The organism is Pseudomonas sp. URIL14HWK12:I6 (genome assembly GCF_000514195.1).
Lineage (GTDB): Bacteria > Pseudomonadota > Gammaproteobacteria > Pseudomonadales > Pseudomonadaceae > Aquipseudomonas > Aquipseudomonas putida_A.
The window spans coordinates 36,303-55,185 of sequence record NZ_AZVL01000002.1 but is presented as its reverse complement, the minus strand read 5'-3'; the positions used below and the strand labels follow the sequence as shown (position 1 = coordinate 55,185).

At 58.2% G+C, this 18,883-nt stretch carries 17 protein-coding genes and 2 tRNA genes; 1 reads left to right on the top strand and 18 read right to left on the bottom strand.

The genetic code is table 11. The features are described 5' to 3' along the window. Nucleotides 1-53: 53 nt before the first annotated feature. The 14 genes from rpsO to rlmE form a co-directional block, all read right to left on the bottom strand. Nucleotides 54-323, bottom strand: a complete 270-nt coding sequence (gene rpsO, locus H043_RS0103910) for a 30S ribosomal protein S15 (RefSeq protein ID WP_003221553.1) — start codon at nucleotides 321-323, stop codon at nucleotides 54-56. A 115-nt stretch (nucleotides 324-438) separates the two neighbouring features. Then, nucleotides 439-1,356 (bottom strand): tRNA pseudouridine(55) synthase TruB, encoded by a 918-nt coding sequence (gene truB / locus H043_RS0103905; RefSeq protein WP_024011571.1) that lies wholly within the window; start codon nucleotides 1,354-1,356, stop codon nucleotides 439-441. Between the two features lie 4 nt (nucleotides 1,357-1,360). Continuing rightward, nucleotides 1,361-1,759, bottom strand: a complete 399-nt coding sequence (rbfA, locus tag H043_RS0103900) for a 30S ribosome-binding factor RbfA (RefSeq protein WP_003221549.1) — start codon at nucleotides 1,757-1,759, stop codon at nucleotides 1,361-1,363. A gap of 160 nt (nucleotides 1,760-1,919) precedes the next feature. After that, on the bottom strand, nucleotides 1,920-4,439 hold the full coding sequence (infB, locus tag H043_RS0103895) for a translation initiation factor IF-2 (RefSeq protein ID WP_027610783.1): 2,520 nt from the start codon (nucleotides 4,437-4,439) through the stop codon (nucleotides 1,920-1,922). A gap of 27 nt (nucleotides 4,440-4,466) precedes the next feature. Further along, entirely contained in the window at nucleotides 4,467-5,948 is a 1,482-nt protein-coding gene (nusA, locus tag H043_RS0103890) for a transcription termination factor NusA (RefSeq protein WP_003221546.1), read from the bottom strand. Between the two features lie 47 nt (nucleotides 5,949-5,995). Then, entirely contained in the window at nucleotides 5,996-6,454 is a 459-nt protein-coding gene (gene rimP, locus H043_RS0103885; RefSeq protein WP_007915250.1) for a ribosome maturation factor RimP, read from the bottom strand. Nucleotides 6,455-6,592: 138 nt separating this feature from the next. Beyond that, a tRNA-Met gene (locus tag H043_RS0103880) sits at nucleotides 6,593-6,669 on the bottom strand. 97 nt (nucleotides 6,670-6,766) lie between these two features. Continuing rightward, nucleotides 6,767-6,852: transfer RNA gene (locus H043_RS0103875), tRNA-Leu, on the bottom strand. A 22-nt stretch (nucleotides 6,853-6,874) separates the two neighbouring features. Beyond that, nucleotides 6,875-7,261: a preprotein translocase subunit SecG gene (gene secG, locus H043_RS0103870; RefSeq protein WP_027610782.1), complete on the bottom strand. Its 387-nt coding sequence runs from the start codon at nucleotides 7,259-7,261 to the stop codon at nucleotides 6,875-6,877. A 4-nt stretch (nucleotides 7,262-7,265) separates the two neighbouring features. Next, a complete protein-coding gene (tpiA, locus tag H043_RS0103865) occupies nucleotides 7,266-8,021 on the bottom strand; it encodes a triose-phosphate isomerase (protein ID WP_008088336.1) in 756 nt (251 codons plus the stop codon). A 65-nt stretch (nucleotides 8,022-8,086) separates the two neighbouring features. After that, the gene (gene glmM / locus H043_RS0103860; RefSeq protein ID WP_027610781.1) at nucleotides 8,087-9,424 is read right to left on the bottom strand and encodes a phosphoglucosamine mutase; all 1,338 of its coding nucleotides are present in this window, start codon (nucleotides 9,422-9,424) and stop codon (nucleotides 8,087-8,089) included. A gap of 16 nt (nucleotides 9,425-9,440) precedes the next feature. Next, the gene (gene folP, locus H043_RS0103855; protein WP_027610780.1) at nucleotides 9,441-10,292 is read right to left on the bottom strand and encodes a dihydropteroate synthase; all 852 of its coding nucleotides are present in this window, start codon (nucleotides 10,290-10,292) and stop codon (nucleotides 9,441-9,443) included. Between the two features lie 8 nt (nucleotides 10,293-10,300). After that, nucleotides 10,301-12,208 (bottom strand): ATP-dependent zinc metalloprotease FtsH, encoded by a 1,908-nt coding sequence (gene ftsH, locus H043_RS0103850; protein ID WP_027610779.1) that lies wholly within the window; start codon nucleotides 12,206-12,208, stop codon nucleotides 10,301-10,303. Between the two features lie 202 nt (nucleotides 12,209-12,410). Continuing rightward, a complete protein-coding gene (rlmE, locus tag H043_RS0103845) occupies nucleotides 12,411-13,040 on the bottom strand; it encodes a 23S rRNA (uridine(2552)-2'-O)-methyltransferase RlmE (RefSeq protein ID WP_003221536.1) in 630 nt (209 codons plus the stop codon). A 101-nt stretch (nucleotides 13,041-13,141) separates the two neighbouring features. Between rlmE and H043_RS0103840 the strand changes: the two genes are divergently transcribed. After that, entirely contained in the window at nucleotides 13,142-13,450 is a 309-nt protein-coding gene (locus tag H043_RS0103840) for a YhbY family RNA-binding protein (protein WP_003221534.1), read from the top strand. Nucleotides 13,451-13,459: 9 nt separating this feature from the next. On the opposite strand, the gene H043_RS0103835 is transcribed toward H043_RS0103840, so the two are convergent. The 4 genes from H043_RS0103835 to carA form a co-directional block, all read right to left on the bottom strand. Beyond that, nucleotides 13,460-13,864: a hypothetical protein gene (locus H043_RS0103835; RefSeq protein ID WP_027610778.1), complete on the bottom strand. Its 405-nt coding sequence runs from the start codon at nucleotides 13,862-13,864 to the stop codon at nucleotides 13,460-13,462. 28 nt (nucleotides 13,865-13,892) lie between these two features. After that, entirely contained in the window at nucleotides 13,893-14,369 is a 477-nt protein-coding gene (greA, locus tag H043_RS0103830; protein ID WP_003221530.1) for a transcription elongation factor GreA, read from the bottom strand. Then, nucleotides 14,366-17,587: a carbamoyl-phosphate synthase large subunit gene (carB, locus tag H043_RS0103825; protein WP_027610777.1), complete on the bottom strand. Its 3,222-nt coding sequence runs from the start codon at nucleotides 17,585-17,587 to the stop codon at nucleotides 14,366-14,368. Before carB ends, greA begins: the two co-directional genes overlap by 4 nt. A gap of 126 nt (nucleotides 17,588-17,713) precedes the next feature. Next, on the bottom strand, nucleotides 17,714-18,850 hold the full coding sequence (carA, locus tag H043_RS0103820) for a glutamine-hydrolyzing carbamoyl-phosphate synthase small subunit (protein WP_027610776.1): 1,137 nt from the start codon (nucleotides 18,848-18,850) through the stop codon (nucleotides 17,714-17,716). Between the last annotated feature and the right edge of the window lie 33 nt (nucleotides 18,851-18,883).

The following is an 18,883-nucleotide window of genomic DNA, read 5'->3' as shown; positions in this document are numbered from 1 at the left end:
GCGATAAACCGCTGATGCCTGACAGACAACCAACCTCATAGCGCAATCGCTGATTAGCGACGCAGACCCAGGCGGCCGATCAGAGCGCTGTAACGGCTCAGATCTTTGCCTTTCAGGTAATCCAGCAGCTTGCGACGCTGGTTTACCATGCGGATCAGACCACGACGGGAGTGGTGGTCTTTACCGTTGGCCTTGAAGTGACCTTGCAGTTTGTTGATGTTGGCGGTCAGCAGTGCAACTTGCACTTCTGGCGAACCAGTATCACCAACAGCTTGCTGGTAGTCGGCAACGATTTGAGCTTTTTCTTGAACGTCGAGAGCCATGAGGCAATCCTTTTATCAGGAAACTGTTTCAAAAACAGTTTCAACAGGCCAGGGACAAATCCCTGTATCTATAAATGAGTAGTGACCGTGCCTGTTAACAGCCACACTCGTTCGGTCATTCTGACCGAATCAGTCGACGCGGCGCGATGCGCCCGTCTTCGCTCACTTCACCGATACCGATGAAGCGACCATTGTGATCCTGTACCCGTACCATGCCGAACTTCGGAGCATCCGGGGCACGTACCGGCTGGCCGTTGAGCCAGTAGAACGCACTCGCTTCGGAGAAGTGCAGCAGCGGCCAATCCTGCAGGCCGCTGTCCGATGGCATCAGGAAGCGGTCGACCGCTTCGTTGCCGCCTTCGGCATGTACCGCTTCCAGCTCTTCGAGGGTCACGGTCTGCGCCAGGGTGAAAGGCCCGGCCTGGGTACGACGCAGTTCCGCGACGTACGCACCACAACCGAGTTGCTCACCGATATCCTCCACCAGGGTGCGGATATAGGTGCCCTTGCTGCAATCCACCGCAAGACGCGCAGTATCGCCTTCGAAGGCCAGCAATTCCAAGCGCGCAATAGTAACAGAACGCGGTTCGCGCTCCACTACTTCGCCTGCACGGGCCAGCTTGTACAGCGGCTGACCGTCACGCTTGAGTGCCGAGTACATCGGCGGTATCTGACTGATTTGCCCACGAAATTTCGGCAGAACCGCTTCGACATCGGCGCGACCAACGGTCACCGGACGCTCCTGCAAAACCTCACCCTCGGCGTCCGCCGTGGTAGTGGTCTTGCCCAGTTGCGCCAGGGTTTCGTAACCCTTGTCGGAATCGAGCAGGTACTGCGAGAACTTCGTTGCCTCGCCAAAGCACAGCGGCAATACACCGGTGGCCAGCGGGTCGAGACTGCCGGTGTGACCGGCCTTCTCGGCGTTGAGCAACCAGCGAACCTTCTGCAACGCGGCGTTGGAGGTGAACCCCAGCGGCTTGTCGAGCAGGATGATACCGCTGACGTTACGACGGATACGTTTGACCTGAGCCACCGAATTACTCCTTGGTGTCTTCAGGTGCAGCGGCCAGGTGCTGATTGTCCTCAGCCACGGCGCGCTCGATCAGGGCCGACAGATGCGCGCCACGCACGACGCTTTCGTCGTAGTGGAAGTGCAATTGCGGCACGCTGCGCAGCTTCATTTCACGGGCCAGCTGCATGCGCAGGAAACCTGCGGCAGCGTTGAGCACCTTGATGCTTTGCGCGATGTCTTCAGCGTTGTCCTGCCCCATCACGGTGATGAAGATCTTCGCGTGACCGACGTCACGGCTGACTTCCACAGCGGTAATGGTGACCAGGCCGACGCGCGGGTCTTTGACTTCACGACGGATCAGTTGGGCCAGCTCACGCTGCATCTGATCGCCGATACGTTGGGTACGGCTGTATTCTTTTGCCATGATTTTGTTACCTGTTACTGCCCCACGGTGAAACCCGCAAGGTCTGAAAGCGGCAAACGCCCGGCCTGACAAAAGCCAGACCGGGCGTTGCGTTTAGAGTCCTGACGCCGTGGCGCGCATCTGCATGCGGCGGCTCGGCGTGGCCCTTGAAGTACGCGAGTCAGAGGCTGCGAGCAACCTGAACCTTCTCGAAGACTTCGATCTTGTCACCGACTTTGACGTCGTTGTAGCTCTTCACGCCGATACCGCATTCCATGCCGGCACGTACTTCGGAAGCGTCATCCTTGAAGCGGCGCAGGGATTCCAGCTCGCCTTCGAAGATAACGATGTCTTCACGCAGTACACGGATCGGACGGTTACGGTGCACAACACCTTCGATCACCATGCAACCGGCGATCGCGCCAAACTTCGGCGAACGGAACACATCACGCACTTCGGCCACACCCAGGATGTTCTCGCGAACATCGCTGCCGAGCATGCCGGTCAGGGCTTTTTTGACGTCTTCGATGATGTCGTAGATCACGTTGTAGTAACGCATGTCCAGACCTTCCTGCTCGACGATCTTCCGTGCGCCAGCATCGGCACGCACGTTGAAGCCGAACAGTACAGCGTTGGAAGCCAGTGCCAGGTTGGCGTCGGATTCGGTGATACCACCGACACCACCACCGACTACGCGCACTTGCACTTCGTCGTTGCCCAGGCCGTTCAGAGCGCCCTGCAAAGCTTCCAGCGAACCACGGACGTCGGATTTGAGGACGATGTTGAGCGTCTTCTTCTCTTCCTGGCCCATGTTTTCGAAGATGTTTTCCAGCTTGCCGGCGTGAGCGCGAGCCAGTTTGACTTCGCGGAACTTGCCTTGACGGAACAGAGCCACTTCACGGGCTTTCTTCTCGTCGGCAACCACGCTCATCTCGTCGCCAGCGTCCGGCGTACCGTCAAGACCCAGGATCTCGACCGGAATGGCCGGACCTGCTTCCTTGATCGGCTTGCCGTTCTCGTCGAGCATGGCGCGCACGCGGCCATAGTTCGAGCCGACCAGCACCATGTCGCCTTGACGCAGCGTACCGTCCTGAACCAGAACAGTGGCTACCGGGCCACGGCCCTTGTCCAGACGCGATTCAACGACTACACCACGGCCAGGAGCCGATGGAGTGGCGGTCAGTTCGAGTACTTCGGCCTGCAGCAGAACCGCTTCGAGCAGCTCGTCAACGCCGGTACCCATTTTCGCCGAGACCGGTACGAATGGAGTGTCGCCACCCCAGTCTTCGGAGGTCACGCCGTGAACCGACAGTTCGCTGCGGATGCGATCGAGGTCGGCACCCGGCTTGTCGATCTTGTTCACCGCAACCACCAGAGGAACGCCAGCCGCCTGAGCGTGCTGAACAGCCTCGATGGTTTGCGGCATCACGCCGTCGTCCGCCGCAACCACCAGGATCACGATGTCGGTCGCCTTGGCACCACGGGCACGCATTGCGGTAAACGCAGCGTGACCAGGGGTGTCGAGGAACGTCACCATGCCGCGGTCGGTTTCAACGTGGTACGCACCGATGTGCTGGGTAATGCCGCCGGCTTCGCCCGCTGCTACCTTGGCACGACGGATGTAGTCGAGCAGGGAAGTCTTACCGTGGTCAACGTGGCCCATTACGGTCACGACTGGCGCACGGGAAACTGCCTCACCTTCAAACTTCAGGGACTCGGCCAGGGAATCTTCCAGGGCGGTGTCGCTGACCAGGGTCACTTTGTGGCCCAGCTCTTCAGCTACCAGTTGAGCAGTTTCCTGATCGAGTACCTGGTTGATGGTCGCTGGAGTGCCCAGTTTGAACATGAACTTGATGATTTCAGCAGCCTTGACCGACATCTGCTGAGCGAGATCGCCAACAGTGATGGTCTCGCCGATCTTCACCTCACGCACGACAGGACCGGTAGGGTTCTGGAAACCGTGAGCGTTGCGTTTTTTCAGCTTGGCCTTGCCGCGACCACCACGACGGAAGCCATCGCTTTCTTCGTCGGTAGTGCGTGGCGCCACACGTGGAGCCGGCGCTTTTTCTTTGACCGATGCGCGATGCGGAGCGTTTTTGCGCTCGCCATCGCCACCACCGCCGCGACGATTGTTATCGTCGGCACGTGGCTTGTCCGGACGGCGCTGTTCGTCACGCTTGCGAGTGTCGGCAGCCGGCGCAGCAGCAACCGGCGCGGCGTCGCGCACTGGTTCAGCGACTGGCGCAGGTGCTGCAACAGCTTCGGCAGGAGCGGACGGCGCAGCAGCAGGCTGGCGACGCGCTTCTTCTTCAGCGCGCTGCTTGGCTTCTTCTTCAGCCTTCTGACGAGCAGCATTTTCTACTGCGCGACGCTCTTCCAGTTCACGCTTGCGCTCGGCTTCGATTTCTTCCGGGCTACGCTGTACGAAAACTTTCTTCTTGCGAACTTCAACGCTGATGCTCTTGCTACCAGCCACACGCAGGGTGCTGGTGGTTTTACGCTGCAGCGTGATCTTGCGTGGTTCTTCCACTTTCGCCTTGTGGCTGCTCTTCAAGTGAGTCAGCAGGGATTGCTTCTCACTGTCAGTCACATTTTCTTCGGCGGCGGTGTGCGGCAGACCTGCCTCACGCATCTGCTGCAACAGGCGCTCTACCGGTGTTTTGACCTCATCGGCCAGTTGTTTCACCGTGACTTGCGTCATGCACTTCTCTCCTCAGGCCGCGCCTAATTACTCGAACCAGTGGGCTCGGGCGGCCATGATCAACTTGCCGGCACGATCATCGTCAATGCCGTCGATGTCGAGCAGGTCGTCAATAGACTGCTCGGCCAGGTCTTCGCGGGTAATTACGCCGCGCACCGCCAGTTCCATCGCCAAATCCTTGTCCATACCCTCAAGCGAGAGCAGGTCTTCGGCCGGATGGGCGTCTGCCAGCTTTTCCTCAGTAGCGATGGCTTTGGTCAACAAACGATCCTTGGCACGAGCGCGAAGCTCGTTGACGATATCTTCGTCAAAGCCGTCGATGTTGAGCATTTCTTCCAACGGTACGTAGGCAATCTCTTCCAGGCTGGTGAAGCCTTCATCTACCAGCACCTGAGCCAGTTCTTCGTCGACTTCCAGCTCGTCGATGAAGTTGCGCAGGATGTCGCCGGTTTCTGCTTGCTGCTTAGCCTGGATGTCCGATTCGGTCATCACGTTCAGGGTCCAGCCAGTCAACTGGCTCGCCAGACGCACGTTCTGACCACCTCGACCGATGGCCTGAGCCAGATTGTCTGCGCCAACGGCGATGTCCATTGCATGGGCATCCTCGTCAACGATAATGGCCGCCACTTCTGCCGGCGACATGGCATTGATCACGAACTGCGCCGGGTTATCGTCCCACAGGACGATATCGACACGCTCGCCACCCAACTCGCCCGACACGGCCTGGACGCGCGAACCGCGCATACCGATGCACGCGCCCTGCGGGTCGATGCGTTTGTCCTTGGAACGGACAGCGATCTTGGCACGCGAACCCGGATCACGGGACGCCGCCATGACTTCGATCAGGCCTTCAGCGATTTCCGGCACTTCGATACGGAACAGCTCGATCAGCATTTCCGGCGCGGTACGCGACAGGATCAGCTGCGGGCCGCGATTCTCGGTGCGGATTTCCTTAAGCAGTGCACGCAGACGCACACCGACACGGAAGGTTTCGCGAGAAATGATGTCTTCACGGGCCAGCAACGCTTCGGCGTTGTTGCCCAGATCGACGATCACGTTGTCGCGGGTGACTTTCTTCACGGTGCCGGAGATGATTTCTCCCAGGCGCTCGCGATAGGCGTCGACCACTTGAGCGCGCTCGGCTTCACGCACTTTCTGCACGATGACCTGTTTGGCGGTCTGTGCTGCAATGCGGCCGAACTCGATGGATTCGATCTTTTCTTCGACGACGTCGCCGACCTTGGCGCCCGGATGCGTTTCGGCAACCTTGCTTGGCCAGGTTTCGATCGCAGGATCGTCGAGATCATTCTCTTCGACGACTGTCCAGCGACGGAAAGTCTCATAGGAACCGGTGTGGCGGTTAATTTCCACACGCAGGTCAACTTCGTCTTCAAAACGCTTTTTGGTAGCAGTGGCCAGAGCCAGCTCCAGCGCTTCAAAAATCACGCTTGCCGGTACGCCCTTTTCATTGGATACCGACTCAACAACCAGCAGTACTTCTTTGCTCATCGTACGCCTCGCCTTTCGCAAGCCATTGGATCCGCGGGATCCGCGTCTCAGTCAAAACTGGGAATAATGTTGGCCTTGTCGATCATATCGATCGGCAACAGGAATTCATGGTCATCTACCTGCACCACGACATCCTGTTCTTCTACACCGCGCAGAAGGCCCTGAAAGTTGCGTCGACCTTCAAAAGGCGAGCGCAGCTTGATCTTCACTTGTTCACCGGCAAATTTTGCAAACTGCTCAAGAGTGAACAGTGGGCGTTCCATGCCAGGCGAGGAAACTTCGAGGGTGTATTCAACGGAGATCGGATCTTCAACATCCAGGACACCGCTGATCTGACGGCTGACAATGGCGCAATCGTCCACCAGCACGCCACCCTCTTTATCGATATAAACGCGCAACATCGAGTGACGACCTTGAGCCGAAAACTCGATACCCCAGCATTCATAGCCTAGGGCCACGACCACCGGGGCCAACAAGGCCTGCAACTCTTCTAGCTTGCTCGACACCTGAACCCCCTCGTGCATGTAAATGCATGCGCTGCAAAATAAAAAAATGGGCGAAACGCCCATCCTTGAAACGCCGTCGAACATCGGCGTAGAAAGTGTCCAGCTAACAAAAAGCCCCTGAAAAGGGGCTCCTTAAACTGGTTGCGGGGGCCGGATTTGAACCGACGACCTTCGGGTTATGAGCCCGACGAGCTACCAGACTGCTCCACCCCGCGACAAAGCTGGGGCGGAAGTATACGACCGATCCCTTATAGGGTCAATGTAACCTTCCACCTGCAAGAAAGCCCGCAACAGCGGGCTCTCCTGACTAATTGGTACCGAGAAGGGGACTCGAACCCCTACACCCTATGGGCACAACCACCTCAAGGTTGCGTGTCTACCAATTCCACCACCTCGGCAAAACTACGTTTGAAACCCTTCTTACTTCTGCTCTTGAGCTGGAGGTACGTCAGTCGCTGGAGTAGCCGACTTTTGCTCTTGAAGCACCGGGACATCATCAGAAGCCGGTTGTTGTTGCTTAGGTACTTCCAACACTGCTGGATCTGGCAAACCTGCTTGAGTCAGCTGATGAGCCTTCTCTTTAGCAAAGTAACCTAACCCCAAGCTGGTTATGAAGAAACCGGCGGCAAGTATAGCAGTAAACTTACTAAGAAAGGTAGAGGAACCTTGGCTTCCGAACACAGTATTTGAAGCACCTGCTCCGAAAGACGCGCCAGCGTCCGCACCCTTACCCTGCTGCAGCAAAACCAGAGCAACTACGCCCAATGCACCCAGCAGATGAAAAACGACTACGACTGTTTCCAGCATTTTTTCAGTTTCCCGCGGCGCGACAAATCGCACCGAACTCATCTGCATTCAGGGAAGCTCCACCAATGAGCCCCCCATCGATATCCGGCATGCCGAACAGTTCGACCGCATTGGCCGCCTTCACGCTGCCGCCGTATAGAAGCCGCACACCTCGTGCGACTTCAGAATTCTCTGCCGCCAACTGCTCGCGAATGGCTTTATGCACATCCTGAGCCTGTTGCGGCGTTGCAGTCAGTCCGGTACCAATGGCCCAGACAGGCTCGTAAGCAATGACTGCCTTGGCAAAGGCACCAACACCCAGCTCCTCGATGATGCTGCCCAGCTGACGCCCGACAACTTCAAGAGTTTTTCCGGCTTCGCGCTGCTCGAGGGTTTCCCCTACACACAACACCGGAATCAAGCCACATGCCTGTGCCGCTGCGAACTTGCGATTCAGCATCCCGTCTCGCTCGCCCATTATCTGGCGGCGTTCGGAGTGCCCGACAAGCACCAGGGAACAACCTGCATCCACCAACTGACTCGGTGCAATTTCACCGGTCAATGCACCTTGCATGGATTCCACCGCAGAATTCTGCGCACCGACCGAAATCGATTTGCCTTTCAAGCCATCAATCACTTGATTGATATGCAAGCAAGGCGGGAATACCGCGACATCAACACCGCTTGGCAAGGCCAGATGACGAAGGCCGTTGATCAGCTCAGCGACGCTGGCGCGGGTACCGTGCATCTTCCAGTTACCAGCTACCATAGGGCGACGCATGCTGTACCTCGTCGGTCAAAGTGGGCGCAGATGTTACCCAACACAATCATGGCTGGCAAGCCGAATCAGGCAGAAACTTCACTTACCAGTTTTGCCAGTTCTTCGGCGTAGCTGCGAACCTGAGTTTCATCCTCACCTTCGACCATCACGCGCACCAAAGGCTCTGTACCGGACTTGCGCAGAAGTACCCGGCCACGCCCCGCCATTGCCTGGGTGACACGCGCACTGGCTTCCTTGACCGCCGGATGCTCAAGCGGACTTTCACCGCCACCAAAACGCACATTGATCAGCACCTGAGGACACTTGCGCAAGGCCTGACGCGTTTGCGCAAGACCTTCATTGCGGGCCTTCAGTGCCATCAGCACCTGGAGCGCAGCAATGATCGCATCACCGGTGGTGGTGTGATTGAAGCAGACGATATGCCCCGAGTTTTCACCGCCTACCAGCCAGTCGCGCTCCAGCAGTTCGGCGATCACATAACGGTCACCGACATTGGCACGAATGAATGGTATCGAGAGCTCTGCCAGCGCGAGTTCAAGACCCAGGTTGCTCATCAGCGTACCGACTACGCCGCCCTGCAATTTGCCCCGCCCGTGCAGATCGCGCGCAATGATGAACAGCAACTCATCACCATCAACGATGGCGCCAGTGTGATCAACCATCAACACCCGATCACCGTCACCATCAAAGGCGATGCCCAGATCAGCGTGCTCGGCCAGAACCGCGGCCTGCAGCTGACCCATATGGGTCGAGCCGCAATTGTCATTGATGTTCAGACCGTTGGGCTGCGCCGACAGCACGACCACTTCAGCACCCAGCTCACGGAACACACTCGGAGCAACCTTGTAGGTCGCACCGTGCGCACAATCGATCACGATCTTCAAACCGGAAAAACTGGTACCGGTCGGCACACTGCTTTTGCAGAATTCGATGTAGCGGCCGGAGGCGTCATTGATGCGCGACACCTTGCCGATCTTGCTCGACTCAACCACAGTCATTGGGGTATCGAGCAGCTCTTCGATCATCAGCTCCAGCTCATCAGGCAGCTTTGTGCCCTTGCCGGAGAAAAACTTGATGCCGTTATCGTCATGCGGATTGTGCGAAGCACTGATCACGATCCCGGCTTCAGCCTGGAACGTGCGCGCCAGATAAGCAATGGCCGGCGTCGGCATCGGACCGAGCAGCATCACGTCCGCACCAGCCGAGGTCAGGCCTGCTTCAAGTGCCGATTCGAACATGTAGCCAGAGATGCGCGTGTCCTTGCCGACCAGCACCTTGCAGGCGCCCATCTTGCGAAAGGCCATGCCCGCCGCCCAGCCGAGCTTAAGCATGAAGTCAGGAGTGATCGGATATTCACCGACACGACCACGAATACCGTCAGTACCAAAGTATTTCTTGCTCATAAGTGCTCCATCATTCTTATTCGGCTGATTCCACGGCCGCGAGCATGCGCACCACGTCTACCGTTTCCGCCACATCATGGACGCGCAATATACGCGCTCCTTTAACCGACGCGAGTGCTGCGAGAGCCAGACCACCATAAAGACGCTCACCCACGGGGCGGTTCAATGCGTGGCCGATCATGCTTTTGCGTGAGACACCGACCAATAGCGGACGCCCCAGCGCATGCAGGGCTTCCATATGCTTGAACAAGCTTAGATTGTGCTGCAGGGTTTTCGCGAAACCGAAACCGGGATCAAGAATGATCCGTTCGGCAGGAATGCCCGCCGCCGCACATTGAGTCATGCGCTCTGCCAGAAACTCACCCACTTCCCGGGTAACGTCCTGATAGTGCGGATTGTCCTGCATGTCACCCGGCTCGCCGAGCATGTGCATCAGGCAGACCGGCAATCCGGTCGCGGCTGCGGCATCCAGCGCGCCATCGCGGCGCAGCGAGCGCACATCATTGATCAACCCGGCACCCAGGCGCGCCGTTTCACGCATCACCGCTGGCGTCGAAGTATCGACCGAGATGACTACATCCAGCTCGCGATTGATCAACTCCACGATCGGAGCTACGCGTTCCAACTCCTCCAACGGCGAAACCGCTCGAGCGCCAGGCCGGGTCGATTCGCCGCCGACATCGATCAGCGTCGCACCAGCAGCCACCATGGCTTCGGCGTGACGCAAGGCCACGTCGAGCTGGTTGTACCGGCCACCGTCGGAAAAGGAATCGGGAGTGACATTGAGAATACCCATGACATGCGTCTGGGCCAAATCAAGAACCCGATTGCCGCAAGGCAACCGGGTCAGGGACTGTACAGAAGTCATTTCAAACCTTAAACGTCAGCAGCCGGACCGCCGATCGGTGTTTCCGGGCGCTCATCCTGAATCACTGGAGGCGGGGGCGTACCCGTGCCACCGGTCCAGTCACGCGGTTCGCGAGGCGTACGACCCGCCATGATGTCGTCGATCTGCTCGGCATCGATGGTTTCGTACTTCATCAGCGCATCAGCCATGGCATCCAGCTTGTCACGGTTGTCCGTGAGGATCTGCTTGGCCGTGCCGTAGCACTGGTCAATGATGCTGCGCACTTCGGAGTCGATCAGCTTGGCAGTCTCACCGGAGAAACTTGCATTCTGACCGCCACCACCGCGACCGAGGAACACTTCACCCTCTTCTTCGGCGTACATCAGCGGACCGAGCTTTTCCGACAGACCCCACTTGGTCACCATGTTCCGCGCAATCTGACTGGCACGCATGATGTCGTTGGAAGCGCCGGTGGTCACACCGTCGAAACCAAGGGTCATTTCTTCAGCAATACGGCCACCGTACAGCGAGCAGATCTGACTGATCAACGCACGTTTGGACAGGCTGTAGCGATCTTCTTCCGGCAGGAACATGGTCACACCCAGCGCACGACCACGTGGAATGATCGAAACCTTGTAGACCGGATCATGCTCAGGTACGACGCGACCGACAATAGCGTGACCCGCTTCGTGATAAGCGGTGTTCTGCTTCTCTTTCTCGGACATGACCATCGATTTGCGCTCGGCGCCCATCATGATCTTGTCTTTGGCCAGTTCGAACTCTTTCATTTCGACGATGCGCTTGCCGCTGCGTGCAGCGAACAGCGACGCTTCGTTGACCAGGTTGGCCAGATCGGCACCAGAGAAGCCCGGGGTACCACGTGCGATAACGGCCGGGGCAACGTCGTCACCCATTGGCACTTTGCGCATGTGAACCTTGAGGATCTGCTCGCGACCACGGATATCCGGCAAACCTACAACGACCTGACGGTCGAAACGGCCCGGACGCAGCAGCGCAGGGTCGAGTACGTCAGGACGGTTGGTAGCGGCGATCACGATGATGCCGTCATTCATTTCAAAGCCATCCATCTCTACCAGCAACTGGTTGAGAGTCTGCTCACGCTCGTCGTGACCGCCGCCCATGCCGGCGCCACGGTGGCGACCGACGGCGTCGATTTCGTCGATGAAGATGATGCACGGCGCATGCTTCTTGGCCTGCTCGAACATGTCGCGAACGCGGCTTGCGCCAACACCCACGAACATTTCAACGAAGTCGGAACCGGAAATAGTGAAGAACGGAACCTTCGCTTCGCCGGCAATCGCCTTGGCCAGCAAGGTTTTACCGGTACCCGGAGGGCCGACCATCAATACGCCGCGAGGAATACGACCACCCAGGCGCTGAAACTTGCCGGGATCACGCAGGAACTCAACCAGTTCGCCGACCTCTTCCTTGGCTTCGTCGCAACCTGCAACGTCAGCCAAGGTGGTTTTCACCTGGTCTTCGGAAAGCAGGCGTGCCTTGCTCTTGCCGAAGCTCATCGGTCCGCCCTTGCCGCCAGCACCGCCCTGCATCTGGCGCATGAAGAACATGAACACCGCGATGATCACCAGTATCGGGAAGCTCGCCACCAGGAGTTGAGTCCAGATGCTTTGCTGTTCAGGCTGCTTGCCCTCAACCACAACGTGGTTGTCGACCAGGTCGCCGATCAGGCCATTGTCCTGGATCGCCGGACGAATGGTCTTGAAGCTGTCGCCATCGTTGCGCTTGCCGGTAATCACATAGCCGTCAACGGCTACGCGCTCGACCTTGCCATCCTTGACCTGCTGGATGAAGTCGGAATAGTTGAGGGTCTGCGGCTCGTTAGGGCTGGAGAAGTTGTTCATCACCGTCACGAGGACTGCCGCGATGATCAACCACAGGATCAGATTCTTTGCCATATCGTTCAATTAACTACCCTCTGAAGCAAGCTCCGCTACTGGCGCGCGCTTCGCATGATATTCACCGGCCTAACTTACTACATTACCTACAACTCTGGCAGGCGCCGTCTGTAACCCTTTGTGAAACACTTTCTACACAATATTCGCTTATGCACGCGGGGCAAAATACGAAAAACCTATCGCCCGGGCAAAAAACCTCGTTTTACTCGTTACCACCGCGGTAACCCCAAGCCAGCATATATTGCTCGCGGGAGCTGCCTCGAGAAGAATCCGGCTTGATCATCTGGATCTTGTCGAATTTCTTGCGAGCATCCTTCAGGTAAACATCGAAACCTTCACCCTGAAAGATCTTGATCACGAAATTGCCACCCGGCTTGAGTATCCGTTCCGCCAGATCAAGCGCCAGTTCGCAAAGGAACATGGCTTTCGGCATATCCACTTCAGGCGTACCACTCATATTGGGGGCCATATCGGAAATCACAAGGTCCACCTGCGAATTACCCACAGCCTCAAGAATCCGCGCAAGCACTTCGTCTTCGGTGAAGTCCCCTTGAATGAAGGTCACGTCCGGAATGCTGTCCATTTCCAGAATGTCCGAAGCGATCAGACGCCCCTGACCGCCGATCAGCCGGCTAGTGACCTGCGACCAGCCGCCGGGCGCTGCGCCCAGGTCGACAACGCTCATGCCGGAACGGATCAGCTTGTATTTCTCCTGGATCTCCAGAAGCTTGTAACTTGCACGCGAACGGTAGCCATCCTTCTGCGCCTGCTTCACATAAGGATCGTTGACATGTCGTTTCAGCCAACCAAGGCTTGTCTTGGAACGCGCCATTGGGCACCTCGATGATTAGGGTCGTGATTAATTGGGCGGATCCACGAACCCTCGGGTAAAATGGCCGCCATTTTACAGAATCCAGACGAAAGGGTCAGATTATGCCGCTCACTCCAGAGCAGAAGAAACAGTACAAATCCATTGGCCACCACCTGAAGCCGGTTTTGACGGTGGCGGACAACGGTCTGACTGAAGGTGTATTAGCCGAACTCGAACGCGCACTGGCGGATCACGAGCTGATCAAGATCAAGCTCAACATCCTCGATCGCGAGTCGCGCCTGGCGCACATTGCAGAGTTGTGCAAGGTCGGCAAGGCTGACCTGGTTCAGGTCATCGGCAAGATGGCACTGGTTTACCGCAAGAACTTCAGCGTCAACAAGCAGCTGTCGAACGTTCATCGCTTCAAGTGATGACAAGGGTCAAGGGTGTGCTTCGCGCACCCTGCCACTCCATCCCGGCAGCGGTTGCAACACCAACACCACACCGGAGAAGCCCAACAGCAGAAAACTGAATTCCTGCCAGCGCTGCGCTTGCGGCCAGCCGACACGCACTGCAATAAACATCGCACACGCATACAACGCCATCAGCAACACCTGCCCGCGAAAATCCCGCCATAGACTGGCAAGGCCATCGGCCTGTACCAGCACCAAAGCCTGAAAAATCACGCATGCCGCGGCAAAACCCGCCACCGGCACTTCGAATGCATCGGCAACTTCATCGATCAGCAACGGTGCCAGGCCAATCTTGCCCAACACCGGTCGCAAACCGAGATGTATCAACCAGAAGCCGCCGACCCACAACATCTGGGTCAGCTGCCAAAGCATGGCGCCCGCACGTAGCGGGCGCCTGCCTTCAGATGTGACGGACTTCGACAATCTCGTACTCGATAACGCCACTCGGCGTTTTCACGGCAACCACATCACCCTCTTCCTTGCCGATCAAGGCACGGGCCAATGGTGAGCCGACCGAAATCTTGCCGAGTTTGAAGTCAGCCTCATCCTCACCCACGATGTGGTAAGTGACGCTCTCATCAGTCTCGACGTTGGCGATTTCGACGGTAGTACCGAAGATCACTTTGCCGGTGTGCGGGATAGTCGTGACGTCGATGATGACCTGATTCTGAATCCGGCCTTCGATGTCACGGATCCGCGCCTCGACCATGCCTTGCTGTTCGCGGGCGGCATGGTACTCGGCGTTTTCCTTCAGGTCACCCAACTCGCGAGCGGTACCGATGTCCTGGCTGAGCTTCGGACGAACGACCTTGGTCAGGTGAGCGTGTTCTTCTTCCAGGGCTTTCGCGCCCTGGACGGTCATTGGGTATTTGATCATGCCTTCAATCCTGCGTGTAGATCCTGCAAGCGGCGCACGGTCTTCTCGGGACCGAACTTCAGCGCTTCGCAGATAGCTTCGCCCGCAGCAATGGTGGTGGTGCAGTAGATCTTGTGCTGCAGGGCATTACGACGAATGGAGTAGGAATCAGCGATCGACTGACGGCCTTCGGTGGTGTTGATGATCAGAGTGACTTCGTCATTCTTGATCATGTCGACCACGTGCGGACGCCCCTCGGTCACCTTGTTCACACGGCGCACTTTCAGGCCTGCAGCTTCGATCAGCTTGGCAGTGCCGGCAGTGGCGACCACTTCGAAGCCCAAGTTGATCAGATCACGGGCCACGCCTGCAACCAGCGGCTTGTCATCGTCACGCACGCTGATGAACGCGGTACCGCCGGTCGGCAGCACTTCGCTGGCGCCCATCTGGGCCTTGGCGAATGCTTCACCGAAGGTGTCGCCGACGCCCATCACTTCACCGGTGGACTTCATCTCTGGGCCGAGGATCGGGTCAACGCCAGGGAATTTGGCGAACGGGAACACCGCCTCTTTCACGCTGTAGAAGTTCGGGATGATTTCCTTGGTGAAGCCGATTTCCTTCAGAGTCTTACCGGCCATGACGCGAGCCGCGATCATTGCCAGGGAGACACCGATGCACTTGGACACGAACGGCACGGTACGCGAAGCGCGCGGGTTGACTTCGATGACGTAGATGTCTTCGCCCTGCAGCGCCAGTTGCACGTTCATCAGGCCGACAACGCCCAGTTCCAGGGCCATTTTCTTGACCTGTTCGCGCATCTCGTCCTGGATGTGTGCCGGCAGCGAGTACGGCGGCAGCGAGCACGCGGAGTCACCGGAGTGAACGCCCGCCTGTTCGATGTGCTGCATGATCGCGCCGATCACCACGTCTTTGCCGTCGCAGACCGCATCCACGTCCATCTCGATGGCGCAGTTGAGGAAGTGATCGAGCAGCACCGGGCTGTCGTTGGACACTTGCACCGCGTCACGCAGGTAACGCTTGAGCTCGTCTTCCTTGTACACGATTTCCATCGCGCGGCCGCCCAGTACGTAGGACGGGCGCACCACCAGCGGATAACCGATTTTCGCGGCAGCACGAACGGCTTCATCTTCGCTGCGCACGGTGGCGTTTGGCGGCTGACGCAAGTTCAGGCGTTCAACCATTTGCTGGAAGCGCTCGCGGTCTTCGGCGCGGTCGATGGCGTCAGGGCTGGTACCGATGATCGGCACGCCAGCGGCTTCGAGGGCACGCGCCAGTTTCAGCGGAGTCTGGCCCCCGTACTGGACGATCACGCCTTTCGGCTTCTCGACGCGGCAGATTTCCAGCACGTCTTCCAGGGTTACCGGCTCGAAGTACAGACGGTCGGAAGTGTCGTAGTCGGTGGAAACGGTTTCCGGGTTGCAGTTGACCATGATGGTTTCGTAGCCGTCTTCGCGCAGTGCGAGGGCAGCGTGTACGCAGCAGTAGTCGAACTCGATGCCCTGGCCGATACGGTTCGGACCGCCACCCAGAATCATGATCTTGTCGCGACCGGACGGTGCGGCTTCGCACTCTTCCTCGTACGTCGAGTAGAGGTAAGCGGTGTCGGTGGCGAACTCGGCGGCGCAGGTGTCAACGCGCTTGTAGACCGGGAACACTTCCAGTTTTTGACGGTGAGTACGCAGGTTCTTCTCGGTCACACCCAGCAGCTTGGCCAGACGCTGATCGGAGAAGCCTTTGCGCTTGAGCTTGAACATCAGGTCGCGGTCGATGGCGGACAGACCGAGGGTTTTGACCCTCTCTTCGTCCTTGATCAGATCTTCGATCTGCACCAGGAACCACGGGTCGATCATGTTCATGCCGAAGATGTCTTCGACGGTCATGCCGGCGCGGAAGGCGTCCGCCACGTACCAGATACGCTCGGCGCCCGGCACGGTCAGCTCGCGCTTAAGGATGCTCATGCTTTCCGGATTGCTCAGGTCGAGCTTCTCGTCCAGACCGCAAACACCGACTTCCAGACCGCGCAAGGCTTTCTGCAGGGATTCCTGGAAGGTGCGACCGATGGCCATGACTTCGCCGACCGACTTCATTTGAGTGGTCAGGCGTGCGTCAGCGTTGGCGAATTTCTCGAAAGCGAAACGTGGCAGCTTGGTGACGACGTAGTCGATCGACGGTTCGAAGGACGCCGGGGTCTTGCCGCCGGTGATGTCGTTCGACAGTTCGTCGAGGGTGTAGCCCACAGCCAGCTTGGCCGCGACTTTGGCGATCGGGAAACCGGTGGCTTTCGAAGCCAGTGCCGAGGAACGCGATACACGCGGGTTCATCTCGATCACGACCATGCGGCCGGTGTCCGGGCAGATGCCGAACTGCACGTTGGAACCGCCGGTCTCGACGCCGATCTCGCGCAGTACCGCCAGCGAGGCGTTACGCAGGATCTGGTATTCCTTGTCGGTCAGGGTCTGTGCCGGAGCAACGGTGATCGAGTCACCGGTGTGCACGCCCATCGGGTCGAAGTTTTCGATCGAGCAGACGATGATGCAGTTGTCCTTTTTGTCGCGGACAACTTCCATTTCATATTCTTTCCAGCCGATCAGCGACTCGTCGATCAGCAGCTCTTTGGTCGGCGACAGGTCCAGACCGCGGGCGCAGATTTCTTCGAACTCTTCACGGTTGTACGCGATACCGCCACCGGTGCCGCCCATGGTGAAGGACGGACGGATGATGCACGGGAAACCCAGACGCTCGAGGACGGCGTTGGCTTCTTCCATGCTGTGGGCGATACCGGAACGCGGGCATTCCAGGCCGATCGACTTCATGGCCTTGTCGAAACGCGAACGGTCTTCAGCCTTGTCGATGGTGTCGGCGTTGGCGCCGATCATTTCCACGCCGAATTTTTCCAGAACGCCTTCGCGCTCCAGGTCCAGGGCGCAGTTCAGAGCAGTCTGGCCGCCCATGGTTGGCAGGACCGCATCCGGACGCTCTTTTTCGATGATCTTGGCCACGGTCTGCCACTTGATCGGCTCGATGTACGTGGCGTCAGCCATGTCCGGGTCGGTCATGATGGTGGCCGGGTTGGAGTTCACCAGGATGACGCGGTAACCCTCTTCGCGCAGGGCTTTGCAGGCCTGGGCGCCGGAGTAGTCGAATTCGCAGGCCTGGCCGATAACGATCGGGCCAGCGCCGAGAATCAGGATGCTTTTAATGTCTGTACGTTTTGGCATGGGTTTGTCACTCAAATCCGCAGGTCAGTCGGCAAGCCGTCTTGATCGATTTCTGAAGCCCTGAGGGGCGCCACCGGTATCGGGGCCGCCCTCAAGGGCTTCTCGCTACAGTCTCAAGGCGAACGCTTAGCGTCGCTTGGCCATCTCGTTGATGAAGCGGTCGAACAGGGGTGCCACATCGTTCGGGCCCGGGCTCGCTTCAGGGTGGCCCTGGAAGCTGAACGCGCTCTTGTCGGTGCGTTCGATACCTTGCAGGGTGCCGTCGAACAACGATTTATGGATCGCACGTACGTTGGCTGGCAGGGTCGCTTCGTCAACCGCGAAACCGTGGTTCTGGCTGGTGATCATCACGACGCCAGTGTCCAGATCCTGTACCGGGTGGTTGGCACCGTGGTGGCCGTGACCCATTTTCAGGGTCTTGGCGCCGGAGGCCAGAGCCAGCAGTTGGTGACCGAGGCAGATACCGAATACCGGAATCTCGGTTTCCAGCACCTCCTTGATCGCCTTGATCGCGTAGTCGCAAGGCTCCGGGTCACCAGGGCCGTTGGACAGGAACACGCCGTCCGGCTTGAGTGCCAGCACATCGGCAGCCGGGGTTTGCGCCGGCACCACGGTCACGCGGCAGCCGCGCTCGACCAGCATGCGCAGGATGTTCAGTTTGACGCCGTAGTCGTAGGCAACCACGTGGTACGGCAACTCGGACGCTTCGATGGTCGCGTGGCTGTCGGTCTTCAAGTCCCAGACAGTCGAGCGCCATTCGTACTTTTCCTTGGTGCTGACGACTTTCGCCAGATCCATGCCCTTCAGGCCCGGGAAGCCTTGCGCGGCGGCAATTGCAGCTTCTTCGGAGATGTTGTCGCCGGCCATGATGCAGCCGTTCTGTGCGCCTTTTTCACGCAGGATGCGGGTCAGGCGACGAGTATCGATACCAGCGATTGCCACAACGTTGTTGGCTTTCAGGTAGTCGGACAGGGACATCGTGTTACGCCAGTTGCTCGCTACCAGCGGCAGGTCACGAATCACCAGGCCTGCGGACCATACGCGGTCAGACTCGGCGTCTTCCGGCGTGGTGCCGGTGTTGCCGATGTGCGGGTAAGTCAGGGTAACGATCTGCTGGGCGTAGGAAGGATCGGTAAGGATTTCCTGATAGCCGGTCATTGCGGTGTTGAACACCACCTCACCAACGGTTTGACCGTCGGCTCCAATGGCTTCGCCGCGAAAAATGCTGCCATCAGCAAGGGCGAGTATGGCTGGCTTAGTCAAGAAGACCTCCCGTAAATAACGCATGAAAGGGCA